The organism is Pseudocolwellia antarctica, from assembly GCF_049933045.1.
Classification (GTDB): Bacteria; Pseudomonadota; Gammaproteobacteria; order Enterobacterales; family Alteromonadaceae; genus Pseudocolwellia.
Genome location: NZ_CP187926.1, coordinates 3,345,013 through 3,358,176 on the forward strand (window position 1 = coordinate 3,345,013; position 13,164 = coordinate 3,358,176).

Annotated in this window: 11 protein-coding genes; 6 read left to right on the top strand and 5 right to left on the bottom strand. The window is 35.8% G+C overall.

Going from position 1 to position 13,164, the window contains the following annotated elements:
* The first annotated feature begins 104 nt into the window (after positions 1–104).
* The 4 genes from astA (at position 105) to ACPUVN_RS14485 (ending at position 5,325) form a co-directional block, all read left to right on the top strand.
* Positions 105–1,121 carry an arginine N-succinyltransferase gene (gene astA, locus ACPUVN_RS14470; protein ID WP_426359612.1) on the top strand — a complete coding sequence of 339 codons (1,017 nt, stop codon included), beginning with the start codon at positions 105–107 and terminating at the stop codon, positions 1,119–1,121.
* A gap of 121 nt (positions 1,122–1,242) precedes the next feature.
* Positions 1,243–2,715: a succinylglutamate-semialdehyde dehydrogenase gene (gene astD, locus ACPUVN_RS14475; RefSeq protein ID WP_426359611.1), complete on the top strand. Its 1,473-nt coding sequence runs from the start codon at positions 1,243–1,245 to the stop codon at positions 2,713–2,715.
* A 268-nt stretch (positions 2,716–2,983) separates the two neighbouring features.
* Entirely contained in the window at positions 2,984–3,793 is an 810-nt protein-coding gene (locus tag ACPUVN_RS14480) for a DUF1338 domain-containing protein (RefSeq protein WP_426359610.1), read from the top strand.
* 92 nt (positions 3,794–3,885) lie between these two features.
* Entirely contained in the window at positions 3,886–5,325 is a 1,440-nt protein-coding gene (locus ACPUVN_RS14485) for a tetratricopeptide repeat-containing sulfotransferase family protein (protein WP_426359609.1), read from the top strand.
* Between the two features lie 350 nt (positions 5,326–5,675).
* Here ACPUVN_RS14485 and ACPUVN_RS14490 read toward each other — a convergent pair whose 3' ends face one another.
* A complete protein-coding gene (locus ACPUVN_RS14490) occupies positions 5,676–8,606 on the bottom strand; it encodes a TonB-dependent receptor (protein WP_426369311.1) in 2,931 nt (976 codons plus the stop codon).
* A 579-nt stretch (positions 8,607–9,185) separates the two neighbouring features.
* Between ACPUVN_RS14490 and ACPUVN_RS14495 the strand changes: the two genes are divergently transcribed.
* Positions 9,186–9,539, top strand: coding sequence for a DUF3802 family protein (locus ACPUVN_RS14495; RefSeq protein ID WP_426369312.1), 354 nt, complete (start codon positions 9,186–9,188; stop codon positions 9,537–9,539).
* Between the two features lie 14 nt (positions 9,540–9,553).
* The gene (locus ACPUVN_RS14500; RefSeq protein ID WP_426359606.1) at positions 9,554–9,964 is read left to right on the top strand and encodes an OsmC family protein; all 411 of its coding nucleotides are present in this window, start codon (positions 9,554–9,556) and stop codon (positions 9,962–9,964) included.
* 65 nt (positions 9,965–10,029) lie between these two features.
* On the opposite strand, the gene ACPUVN_RS14505 is transcribed toward ACPUVN_RS14500, so the two are convergent.
* From ACPUVN_RS14505 to rpsD, 4 genes are all read right to left on the bottom strand, one after another.
* Positions 10,030–10,929 carry a phosphoribulokinase gene (locus ACPUVN_RS14505; protein ID WP_426369314.1) on the bottom strand — a complete coding sequence of 300 codons (900 nt, stop codon included), beginning with the start codon at positions 10,927–10,929 and terminating at the stop codon, positions 10,030–10,032.
* A 157-nt stretch (positions 10,930–11,086) separates the two neighbouring features.
* Positions 11,087–11,488 (bottom strand): 50S ribosomal protein L17, encoded by a 402-nt coding sequence (gene rplQ / locus ACPUVN_RS14510; protein WP_304369596.1) that lies wholly within the window; start codon positions 11,486–11,488, stop codon positions 11,087–11,089.
* Between the two features lie 41 nt (positions 11,489–11,529).
* The gene (locus ACPUVN_RS14515; protein WP_426369315.1) at positions 11,530–12,519 is read right to left on the bottom strand and encodes a DNA-directed RNA polymerase subunit alpha; all 990 of its coding nucleotides are present in this window, start codon (positions 12,517–12,519) and stop codon (positions 11,530–11,532) included.
* A gap of 24 nt (positions 12,520–12,543) precedes the next feature.
* Positions 12,544–13,164: a 30S ribosomal protein S4 gene (rpsD, locus tag ACPUVN_RS14520; RefSeq protein ID WP_426359604.1), complete on the bottom strand. Its 621-nt coding sequence runs from the start codon at positions 13,162–13,164 to the stop codon at positions 12,544–12,546.

Below are 13,164 nucleotides of genomic sequence, written 5' to 3' on the forward strand. Positions count from 1 at the left end.
AGATAAGCACTTAAAGAGTATTATTGAATAAAGTCACTTAATCCGATGGGTTAAATACCGTTTCGATAGTTCTGTAACACTAAATTACTAGTAGAGAAAACTTTATGATCATTATTCGCCCTATTCAACAGCATGATTACGATGCGTTATATCGTATTGCAGAAGAATCTGGACATGGTTTTACTTCCTTACCAGTAAATGAAGGCTTATTAAGAAAACGTATAAACTGCGCTGAAGTTTCTTTCAAAAAAGAAGTATCTAAAGCGGGTAGTGAAGGCTATTTATTTGTAATGGAAGATACCGATACGGGTAAAGTTGTAGGTACAACAGGTATTGAAGCTGCTGTAGGTTTAGAAGATACCTTTTACCATTATCACCTAGGTAAAGTAGTACATAGCTCTAGAGAGTTAAACATTTATAACCGAGTGGAAACTCTTACTTTATGTAACGACTACACGGGTGCTTCAGAAATATGTACCTTGTTTTTAAGCGAAAGCCATCGTAAAGGTCGTAATGGTAGATTTTTATCTCGCGTACGCTTTTTGTTTATGGCTGAACATCCAGAACGTTTTGATGAAACAGTTATCGCTGAAATGCGTGGCGTGTCAGACGACAATGGACGTTCACCTTTTTGGAATTGGTTAGAAGCTCACTTTTTCTCGATGGACTTTCCTACCGTTGATTATCTAACGGGTATAGGCAATAAATCTTTCATCGCTGAATTAATGCCGAAACATCCTGTGTATGTAAACTTACTCAGTGAGTCAGCTCAAGCAGTTATTAACCAAGTACATGAAAAAACCATACCTGCTTTAAAACTATTAGAAGCAGAAGGTTTTTGTCGTCGCGGTTATGTCGATATTTTTGATGCTGGACCAACGGTTGAATGTAACATCAGCAACATTAAAACAGTGGCCAAAAGTAAGCGTTGCAAAGTCATTATTGGTGACGTGAACGAAGAAAATAATTACATAGTGTGTAATACAAAAATTGAAGGTTTTGTTGCCGTACAAGCAGCGATAATCCTTAAAGAAGATTCAGAAGATGTTGTGCTATCAAAAAGTACTGCTCAAGCCCTTAACGTTACTGATGGTGACTGGGTGCGTTTAGTAGAAAATTAGAAAGCATGAGATCAAGCTAGATAATAATAAACTAGCTAAACCGTAATAACGTAAAACTTATTACACGATAATCATTTAACAAAATAACTCTTACCCGTTTTTTAGGTAATAAGGAAACAGCATGTCGCAAGCAATACAATTAATCGATGGTAAATGGCAGGAAGGTCTTGGTCATGATGTTACATCATTAAACCCTGCGAAAAATGAACTTATTTGGCAAGGTAAATCAGCGTCTCAAAGCCAAGTAAATGAAGCGGTATTAAGCGCACGTGCTGCTTTTGAAAAATGGGCAGACTTAAGCGTTGATGCACGTATTGTTATCGTGACTAAGTTTGCTGAATTATTAGCAGAAAACAAAGAAAGCTTAGCCTACACCATCGCTTTAGAAACAGGCAAACCACTTTGGGAAACACGTACCGAAGTTGGCGCTATGGTAGGTAAAATCAACATTTCAATCAAAGCGTACAATGAAAGAACAGGTACAGTTGAAAACCCTATGCCTGGCGCAAAAGCATTTGTACGTCATAAGCCTCATGGTGTTGTTGCTATATTTGGTCCTTACAACTTCCCAGGTCATTTACCTAATGGGCATATTGTTCCAGCATTAATTGCAGGTAACACCGTTGTATTTAAGCCAAGTGAATTAACACCAAAAGTTGCTGAAGAAACATTAAAAATTTGGTTACAAGCAGGTTTACCTAGTGGCGTTATTAATTTAGTTCAAGGTGAAGTTGAAACAGGTAAAGCATTAGCGAGTCATCCTCAAATTGACGGTCTATTTTTTACAGGTAGCTCAACAACAGGTCAATTACTGCATGAGCAATTTGGTGGTCAGCCAGGTAAAATTCTAGCTTTAGAAATGGGTGGTAATAACCCGCTTATCGTTAAAGATGTTGCTGATATAGATGCTGTTGTTCACGATATTATTCAATCTGCTTTTGTAACTACAGGACAACGTTGTACATGTTCTCGACGCTTATTCATTGAAAGTAATGCCGCTGGCGATGCTATTTTAGAAAAACTGATTGCATCAACTGAAGCGATTAAGATTGGTTATTTTGATGACGAAGAGCAACCATTTATCGGTTCAATGATTTCTGAAAAAGCAGCTTTAGGCTTAGTTGCAGCGCAAGCGCAATTACTTGGTTTAGGCGGTGAGTCTTTATTATTAATGAAGCACCTTGAAGTAGGTACTGGTTTTATCTCTCCTGGTATTATTGATGTGACAAACATTGAAGACATGCCTGACGATGAACATTTTGGACCATTACTTAAGGTTTATAGATACTCAGATCTAGATAAAGCGATTGATGAAGCAAACAATACATCATTCGGTTTATCAGCAGGTTTATTGTCTGATGACGAAGCAACTTACCAACACTTCTTCCGTAGAATTCGTGCAGGTATAGTAAACTGGAACAAACCATTAACAGGTGCAAGTAGTGCTGCTCCATTTGGTGGCATTGGCGCCAGCGGCAATCATAGAGCGAGCGCTTACTATGCTGCTGACTACTGTTCTTACCCTGTAGCTTCTGTTGAAGCAGAAAAAGTAGCTTTACCTGCGACATTAAGCCCAGGTATTACTATTAAGTAAGTATTGTTAACACTTTTACGCAAAACGGACGTAATGAAAACAAACAATCCAATTAAATTAGCTGGGATACGTCCCAGCTTTTTCAAAAGTATCGATCAACTTTAGCCAATTTCTTTCTGGCGGATTTAACACACCTATCTATTATTAATTACGTAAGTAATTGAACAGCCAATTGCATCACTGTTTGTCTAAACAACTGCATAAAATGTGCTTATAACGCCAAAAATCTAACCATCAATTTGTTATAACGTATTTTAGGAGAACAACCATGACTCAACAAAACACTGCAGCAGTAAAAGAATTATTCAACCATATTTGGAATAACTACCTAGAAGTTACACCTTCGGCTTTAAAAATTCATGATCTGTTATCATCTGGAAATGATTTAATTAATGACCACGTAGCTTACAGGACCTTTAATACTGCAAAAGTTAATATGAGTAAGCTAGCAGATCACTTAATCGCTTTAGGTTACAAAGAAGGTGGTGAATATCACTTCGAAGCTAAAAAACTCTATGCTAAACATTACGAGCACAGCGATAGCACTTTGCCTAAAGTATTTGTGAGCGAATTGTTAGTCGAGAAATTCCCACAAGCAATACAAAATATTATTGGAAAAATGGTTGATTCTATCGATGCAAACGCGACCAATAAAAGTAGCTTCTTGTATTCAGGTACGCATTGGCGAGTAAGCTATGCTGACTACCAAACATTATTAGCAGAAAGTGAATATGCCGCTTGGATGGCTGCATGGGGTTATAGAGCCAATCATTTTACAGTAAGCATTAACCACTTAGAAAACTTTGATGATATTGAAAACGTAAACACTGCAGTGAAGAATGGTGGATTCTCTTTAAATACATCAGGTGGCGAGATCAAAGGTGATAAAACGGTCATGCTTGAGCAATCGTCAACTATTGCAGATAAAGCTGAGGTTGCCTTTACTGACCAAACAGTATTAATTCCAAGTTGTTTTTATGAGTTTGCTAAAAGATATCCTTTAGCGAATGGCGAGCTATACACAGGCTTTGTTGCAGCTTCAGCTGATAAAATTTTTGAAAGTACGAATGCTAGTTAAATAAACTATTTGCTCAAGTGCTAAAGATTACTATATGTCTTAAATATTGAATATAGTAATCTAGTATGAATAGATTTATTAAAGGATAAGCTTTGAATATTACTGAAATTGGAAATAGCGTTGTAAAAGACGTACAAACTAGAAACCATAAAAGTGCTGCAGAAAAAATTCAATCCCTTTTAGATTGTAACGCTGATCTTAAAGAAAAATGGGGAGCTATAACTCGCCTAGCGGTTACAATAGGTGAACTTGAACAAGCAAAAGCTGCTAGCCAAAAATTTCTAGAACTTGCTCCAGATGAACCTCGACGTATAATTCAATGTGCGGCAATATTAGCAGAGATTAGGCAAGCAGATGCTGCGATTAATATGGTACTGCCTCTTTTAGAGAAAAGTAGAACGTCCGATGTTTTACATTTTTTAGGAACTGTTTATACGCAAGTTGGGCAAGTAGAACTAGCTGAAAAATACCTTACCGAACTTTTAGAAAAGAGTCCTAATTCTGGTATTTCTTGGTTAACACTTTCAGCAATCCACCATTTTAATGAGCAAGAAGCATTATTTACACAATTAAATGCAATTCAAAATACTCAGACTAAAGTACCTCCCTACTGGTTTGCTCTAGGAAAAGCATGCTTAGACATAGGTAATGAAAAGTTAGCTTTTTCACATTTTAAAAAAGCAAATCAGCTAATGAAAAACACTCAATATATTCCAAACCAGCATAGAAAGTTTGTTGATGAAATAATTGAAAACCAAAATACACAATTCTTTGAAAATATAACACCTACAGAGAAAAGCGATAAAGCAGATCCTATATTTATAATTGGACTTCCTCGCAGTGGAACAACTTTACTTCAACAAATGCTTAGTGCACATAGTAAGTTAAATGAAGGCGGAGAATTAAAGTGTTTAACTTACCCTACGTCAGAAGTTGGACAAGCACATATAAACAATGTAAATAACTTAGATAGTGAAGAACAAAAAAGTCTATTTGATAAGTTCAGAACTGATTATTTTTATTATTTAGAGCAACAGATTGACTCTGTATTACCGTGTATTGATAAATCATTAGACTTAAATCATCACTTAGGTGTCATCACGAAATCATTTCCTAATGCTCCTATCATCAGAATAATCAGAGATTCGAAAGATACGGCTTGGTCATGCTACAGAGCTTTTTTCAACCAAGGGATATCTTGGAGCTATGACTTAGAAAGCATTGCTGAATACTTTTATCATGAGAATAGATTATCGGAACATTGGTCAACCCTTATAAATAAGAGGATCCTTGAGATTTCATACGAAGAACTTGTTAATAATCCGACAGAAACATTAACAAAATGCTTAAACTATATAGGATTAACTTTTGAAAATGATATGTTATCTTTTTACAAGAAAAATAGCTTAATACAAACATCTAGCGTGAAACAAGCAAGAAGCCCTATCAATACAAATTCGGTGAACAGTGCTAAACCTATCACTGAAGAGCTCAAAGCCTTTACTAATCGTTATGAATTGTTATCAAAATAGAAATGACTATTTATATTAAGCGAGATATATAGTGAGGAATAAGGGCTAAATACATCACAAAAATTAGTTAAATTATTTAAATAAGGCTCCTTATCTTATGGGTGCCTTATTATTTAGCCAATAGATAAATCAGGTTTTCAAATCTACATTAATGAATTTTTCTTATCTTCATTTCATGACACAATCGATATTAAAACACGTATCAATAAGCCCTTGTCAGTTTCCCTCTTTAAATTCAGCATAAAATAAATTACTCATCTAACAGTCAAAGTTAATAATCTAGACATAAAAAATGCCGTTCACAATAAAGTGAACGGCATTACTTGGTTAGTAATATTAACTAAATAATATTAGAAACGTAATGATGCACTCAAACGCACATAACGTGGTGTTTGGTGGTTATCAGCATAACCATAATATTCGTCAGCAGGTTGTTGACCTATACCTACGAAACCTGCATCTTCTGAATCTGCAACTTCGTAAATTTGTCTTACAGTATCATTGTTAAAGATGTTGAATACATCTAATGAGAATGTAACATCCGCACCGTTTATCTCGGTTAAGTATTTAGCATTTACATCAATGTTCCAATAACTAGGTAAGTTACCTAAAGAACCACGAGCAACTCTTTCACCATTTTGGTAAAAAGCTTCACTATCGTATGCTTGAGCAAATACATCTGTTGGATGATAGCCAAATGCATTCTTAGGACGACCAGATTGCCATACAAAGTTAGCACCTACTAAGAAGTTTTCAGTAACTTGATAGCCACCAAATAATTTAACTTGATGTCTTCTATCGTTAGGTAGGTTACCGTTAGCGCCATCAGTTAAGCCAGGTTGGTCAAAGTTAGTTGTTAAACCTGCATCATCTTGTCCATTATCTGAACGAACTGCGCCTTCTGTATTACCCCAACTATGTGACCAAGTGTATGAACCTTTTAACATCCATACGCCATCCCATGCACGGTCAAAAGTAATATCAACAGAACCGTATTGACGCTTAGCTTCAGGGTAGCCTAAGTCAGCTGCAGAAATTGTGTATTCTTGGTTAAGTAACGGGCCATCGCCATCAGGGTCAGTTGTAAATGTTAAATCTGTACCTGGATTTGTTAATACGTAATAATGGAAACCAGTACATACTGTACAAGAAGAACCGAAGTCTCTCTCTAAGTAGTCGTTAAAACCTTTATCGATAGCGATATCTTCTAAAGAAGTATCTAAGTTACGGTAAGTAGCTCGAACACCAATAGTCCATTCTTCGTTAACCATAGTTTCATAACCAATGATTATCTCTTCTTGGAACATAGGTTCAATAGTTGAATCTACTAATTCTCTTGTATCGGCTACTGTTCCGTTACCAAATACTGAAGTTCCATCTAATTGATCTGGATGGTCAGCAATTGTTCCTGAAACAGCAGAAAAATAATCATTAGTAGGTAAAGAGTTAGCATCTAAACCATCTAAAGCAAAGTTACGTGATGTATATAATTCTGCACCAGCCATACGTAGGTTAGTGTTTGCAGCAACAGGTAAGAAGTAATGACCATAATGAGCGTATAACTTACTCTCTCCATCACCATTGATATCCCAAGCAGCACCTAAACGAGGAGCTAATTGATTATCTACTTTAATAAATGATTCACCGTCAATATTTTTATTATTGAAAGTTTCATTACGTAAACCTAATGTTAAAACAACATCATCAGTTACTTGCCATGTATCTTCAATATAAATTGCGCTAGTTATAGTCTCGAAAGAACCATTATTAGTACGTTCTCTTAAACGGTAATATTCGTCACCTTCAGCTAAAGCACCATCAAAAGCACCACCTTCACCTGCAGTATAATAACGGTAGTAACCACCACCACCAGAATATTGTTCAATATTGTTTATTGAGTTTTCTTCGTAATCAACACCAAATCTTAATGAGTGATCACCTATATAGTAATCAACATCTAGACGGAATGCTTTACGCTCATCATCCGCTTCAACAACGTTTGCAGTAGCCCAACAACCTAATTTAGTTAAACCGCCATCTCTTGAATCATATATCCATGGACAATCAGCATCAAATTCACTTGAATCAGTACGATCGTAACGGTTAAGACCAACTAACGCGCTTACTTGTAAGTCATCTGAAATAATAGATGTGTATTTTAATGCTACGTTCAAACCACCACGACTTTCTTCTGATGCTGCAGGGTCAATAGTTGATTGTGTTGATTGAACCCAAGTAGATGTAACAACATCAGTTTCACGTTCATCACTAAAAGCAGTTAATTCAACAATATTATCATCGTTAATATACCAATCAACATTTAAGCCCCAGAATAAAGATTCTGTTTCTCTCTCAAAGTAGCTAGAGCCACCTAATGTTGAAGTGTTATATGCAGATTCACTCTTAGTTGGGTTTAATAGTACGTAATAGAATAATTCATCTTCAATTAAAGCACCTGATGCTGAAATATTGAAATCATACTCGTCAACTTCATCCTGGTCGTTAATCTGAATTAATTCACCAGAGTTATTATAAACGTTAGGCTTATCAGCTCTTAATGAATCAGGTTCAAAAAATGCTGAGAAAGTATATTTACTTTCATTACCACCAGATTTTGTAATCGCTGAAACTACACCACCAGTTGAACGGCCGTACTCAGCTCCATAACCACCACTTTTAACTTCAAATTGCTCATAGAATTCAAATGGAACTTGTGAGCCACCTAAACCGTTACGGAAGTTAGTTGTGTTCAAACCATTGATGTAATATGCATTTTCACCAACTGAAGAACCACCAAAAGAAGCTAAACTACCATCGCCTTCAAATGCAGAATCACCTTGGTTTACACCTGGAGCTAATAAAGCTACCGAGGTAATATCTCTTGAAATTGGTAGTCTATCAATAGTTTCACTATCAATTAGCATTACTGATTCAGCACTAGTAGCATCAATCATAGCTACTGATGAACCTGTAACTTCGATTACTTCAGTATTACTTCTAACGTTAAGGTCAATATTTGCATTTTGGCCAATTACAACTCTTACAGTTGAAATGTTTGAAGAACCAAAACCGTCTTTTGTTGCTGATACTTCATAAGTACCTGCTGGTAATAAAGGAAAACGGTAGTTACCTTCAGAATCACTTTCAACACTACGCGTTAAACCAGTGTTTTTGTTCTTGATAACTACAGTAGCTTGGCCAATAGTGTTGCCACTTGAAGTAACAGCTTGACCAACTAGTCCACCTTGAGTATTAGATGCAGCAATAGCTGGTAAAGCCATGCCTAAAGATACTGAAACTGCTAAGGCAGTAACTGATTCTTTTAAATGTTTTAGATAAATTATTTTTCATGTTTATTTTTTCTCTTTTTAATTAAGAATTAAATTATTATAAATGAACTAATCATCGCGCTACACTTTGACCAACTGGTCCACCTTTATAAAGGCTATTCCAGCTATGGCTAGAAAAGCCATACCTAATACTACAGGGGCAACCAGTAAAGTGATTGTTCTAGTAAATATTTTAAATAAATTGTTTTTAATTTTATTACTCTTCGTTAAATAGTAATAATCTTATAAACAAATTCATGTGATCTATAACTGTGTCATAAATCGCAATAACTCCACATTTTGCCGACAATAAAACCAAAATTCAATGATTTTACGACAAAAATACAATTAATCACGATAAACAATAGATCATTACCTATGCTATTTTAACTAAATTTCTGTTATGTACACATGATAAAAAATACATTGACTAACCCACTTATATCTTTTATATGCTATTTACGACATAATAGAATAAGCTAAATACAACAATTTATAAACCACATTTAACTATAGACTAGATTTTATAAAATGGTAACTGATCAAAATGGCTATATTCACTTAATTGAATACTTGACCAAACATTTAAGTTTATTCGAGAACATAACTAATGCTCAAAATTCTTCATCATCAACAATAATAGAAACTATTGAAGAGGAGTTAGGCTGTCAAATAATCAATGTTTGCACTCAGAATCAGAAACTTTCATTTAGTCAACGAAATGCTATTGTTCGTGAAGTTGATTCAATTCTATACGATTTAGAAGAAATACTTTCAGCTGTATTGAATAATAAAATAACGAAAGAACAAACAACATTCATCAAAGAGTTTTCAATCTTAATAAAGAATTTATTTGATGAAGCAATAACTTACGAAGAAATATAACACTAGGAATAAAAATGAAAGCAGTTGTAAAATGGGCTAACGAAGGATTATTTATTGGCTATTCTGAGTCTGGTCACACTTTATTAATGGATACAGATGGTGGGAAATTAGCTCCAACACCATTGGAAAATGTATTAATTTCATTAGGTGGTTGTTCATCCGTTGATGTAGTGAGTATTTTAAAAAAGTCTAAGCAGGTTGTAACTACCTGTGAGGTAGAAATAGAAGGGCTAAGGGTTGATTCTGTACCTAAGCTGATTTCTGATATTCATTTAAAGTTTATTATTACAGGTAATGGCATCAAAGATAAGCATGTTGAGCGTGCCGTTTCATTGTCTGCTGATAAGTATTGTTCAGTTGCATTAATGTTAAATAAAAACGTTAATATTACTCATAGCTTTGAAGTAATATCTGAAGAAGTTTAGCGCTTAGAATATTTAGCTCTTAATCCAGATAGGTTTAAAACAATTTAATCTTTCAAACAAGTGTTTTATAAATCACTCATCCAATCTAATTGTTTATTTGCGACATCTTTTTTACGCATGAGTTCTTGAATCAATGGTGTTAGTAATAATTCCATTGCTAATCCCATCTTTCCACCTGGTACAACAAGTGTGTTCACACGTGACATAAAAGCACCATCGATCATACTGAGGTAGTAGGGAAAATCGACCTTTGTTCCCTCTCTAAATCGGATAACTACAAAACTTTCATCAAGTGTTGGTATAACTTTAGCGCTAAATGGATTAGATGTATCTACCGTAGGCACACGCTGAAAGTTAATATGTGTACGCGAGAATTGTGGTGTAATATATGAAATATAGTCTTCCATACTTTTAACAATACTTGCTGTAACCGCTTCTCGACTATGACCACGTTTATTGGTATCTCTTACTATCTTTTGTATCCACTCAAGATTAACAATAGGTACCATACCTATGAGTAAATCTACATGTTGAGCAACATCATTTTTTTCTGTTACTACACCGCCATGGAGTCCTTCATAGAAGAGTAAGTCTGTTCCCTCACCTAATCCCTCCCAAGGTGTAAAAGTACCAGGCATTTGGTTATAAGGGACGGCTTCATCGAAAGTATGTAAATATCTTCGCATTTTCCCCTTACCCGTTTCTGAGTAGTCTTTAAATAATGTTTCTAGAGCATCAAAATCATTCGCAGTATCACCGAAATAACTAATGTTTCGATTGTCTTCGCTGGCTTTTCTTTTCTCTAAATCCATTTCTTGTCTTGAATAGCGATGAAAACTATCACCTTCCACTTTCGCCGAAGTAATACCTAAATATCTAAATATATGTTCAAAAGAATCTGTAGTCGTCGATGTTCCAGCTCCTGATGAACCAGTAACTGCAATTATAGGGTTTCTTGCTGACATAAATGCTATCCAAAATAAGAAGGGTATTTGTTATACGAATAAAACTTTGTGGGGTCAAGTAATAGGAGATATTTTATTCTAAATTATATAACAATTAAAAATAAAAAACGGAGCCTAAGCTCCGTTTTTTAATACGAGAAACAATTCAATTTCTGAATTATGCTTCTGCGCTAACTTCTTCGATCACTTCGTCTTCAACTACTGGGCGATCTACAAGTTCTACATAAGCCATTGGCGCTTTATCACCAGTACGGAAACCACATTTTAAAATGCGAGTGTAACCACCTGGACGTTCTTGGTAACGAGCACCAAGTTCATTAAATAAAATACCTACAACTTCTTTATCACGTGTGCGAGCAAATGCCAAACGGCGGTTTGCTACACTGTCGGTTTTGGCCAATGTAATTAGTGGCTCAACAACGCGACGTAATTCTTTAGCTTTAGCAACAGTCGTTTTAATAACGCCGTGTTTAACTAAAGAACTTGCCATATTGCGGAACATCGCCTGGCGATGACTGCTATTACGGTTTAACTGGCGACCGCTTTTACGATGACGCATAAGTTAATCCTTATCTCAACTATTAAAAAACAATGATCGAATTAATCGTTATCAGCAATGCTTTCAGGTGGCCAATTTTCTAAGCGCATGCCTAGAGATAAACCACGAGATGCTAACACGTCTTTAATTTCAGTTAATGACTTCTTACCTAAATTAGGTGTTTTAAGAAGTTCAACTTCAGCTCGTTGTACTAAATCACCAATGTATTGAATCGCTTCAGCTTTCAAACAATTAGCAGATCGAACAGTTAGTTCTAAGTCATCCACTGGACGAAGTAAGATTGGATCGAAAAGAGGTTTCTCTTCTTTCTGCTCTACTTCAGTCACATCACGTAATTCTACAAACGCATCTAGCTGTTCAGCTAAAATTGTTGAAGCGCGACGGATAGCTTCTTCTGGATCTAATGTACCATTAGTTTCCATATCTAGAACTAGCTTGTCTAAATCTGTGCGTTGTTCAACGCGGGCAGAATCAACATCATAAGCTATTCTTACAACAGGGCTAAAAGACGCGTCTACTAATAAACGGCCAATTGCACGATCTTCTTCCTCGGCATCACGACGAGTTGACGCAGGTACATAACCTCTACCCATTTCAACTTTGATTCGCATATTTACTGAACCATCACCTGTAAGATTACAGATTACATGATCTGGATTTGCAATTTCTACATCACCATCATGTTGAATGTCAGCAGCCGTTACAGGGCCTTCACCGGACTTGGTTAAAGTAAGAACGGCTTCGTTTTTGCCTTCTAAACTTATGGCTAGTCCTTTAAGGTTAAGCAGTATTTCAATGACGTCTTCTTGAACACCTTCTTTACTGCTGTACTCATGGAGTACGCCATCAATTTCCACTTCTGTTACGGCACAACCCGGCATAGAAGATAAAAGTATGCGGCGTAACGCATTACCTAAAGTGTGACCAAAACCACGTTCTAATGGCTCTAAAGTTACCTTAGCCCTTGTTGGGCTAACTGTTTCAATATCAACCAATCGTGGTCTAAGGAATTCGGTTACAGAACCCTGCATTATGTCCTCTCTTAAAGTGCAACTTTACTTAGAGTAAAGTTCAACAATCAACTGTTCATTAATTTCGGCAGATAAATCTGAGCGATCAGGGATGCGTTTGAAAACACCTTCTAATTTCTTATTATCTACTTCAACCCAAACTGGCTTCTCACGTTGTTCAGCTAATTCTAAAGCAGCGATAATACGCGCTTGAGTTTTAGATTTCTCACGTACAGAAACTACATCTTCGGCTTTTACAGTGAAAGATGGAATATTAACAACAACGCCGTTTACTGTAATAGCTTTATGGCTTACAAGTTGACGAGCTTCAGCTCGAGTACTTGCATAACCCATACGGTATACAACATTGTCTAAACGTTTTTCTAAAAGTTGTAATAAGTTTTCACCAGTATTACCTTTTAGACGAGCCGCTTCTTTATAGTAGTTGCGGAATTGTTTTTCAAGTACACCGTATATACGACGAACTTTTTGTTTTTCACGAAGCTGAATACCATAATCAGAAAGGCGACCTTTACGTGCGCCATGCTGACCAGGAACCATATCGAATTTACATTTAGTGTCAATTGCTCTAACACCGCTTTTAAGGAATAAATCTGTTCCTTCGCGACGACTAAGCTTTAACTTAGGACCTAAATATCTAGCCAT

Bases quoted from the DNA above. Each gene is read 5' to 3' on its own strand.
- rplQ (WP_304369596.1), bottom strand. From the start codon at position 11,488: ATGCGTCATCGTAAAAGCGGTCGCCAGTTAAACCGTAATAGCAGTCAT.
- ACPUVN_RS14495 (WP_426369312.1), top strand. From the start codon at position 9,186: ATGGTAACTGATCAAAATGGCTATATTCACTTAATTGAATACTTGACC.
- ACPUVN_RS14505 (WP_426369314.1), bottom strand. From the start codon at position 10,929: ATGTCAGCAAGAAACCCTATAATTGCAGTTACTGGTTCATCAGGAGCT.
- astD (WP_426359611.1), top strand. From the start codon at position 1,243: ATGTCGCAAGCAATACAATTAATCGATGGTAAATGGCAGGAAGGTCTT.
- astA (WP_426359612.1), top strand. From the start codon at position 105: ATGATCATTATTCGCCCTATTCAACAGCATGATTACGATGCGTTATAT.
- ACPUVN_RS14490 (WP_426369311.1), bottom strand. From the start codon at position 8,606: ATGGCTTTACCAGCTATTGCTGCATCTAATACTCAAGGTGGACTAGTT.
- ACPUVN_RS14500 (WP_426359606.1), top strand. From the start codon at position 9,554: ATGAAAGCAGTTGTAAAATGGGCTAACGAAGGATTATTTATTGGCTAT.
- ACPUVN_RS14480 (WP_426359610.1), top strand. From the start codon at position 2,984: ATGACTCAACAAAACACTGCAGCAGTAAAAGAATTATTCAACCATATT.
- ACPUVN_RS14515 (WP_426369315.1), bottom strand. From the start codon at position 12,519: ATGCAGGGTTCTGTAACCGAATTCCTTAGACCACGATTGGTTGATATT.
- rpsD (WP_426359604.1), bottom strand. From the start codon at position 13,164: ATGGCTAGATATTTAGGTCCTAAGTTAAAGCTTAGTCGTCGCGAAGGA.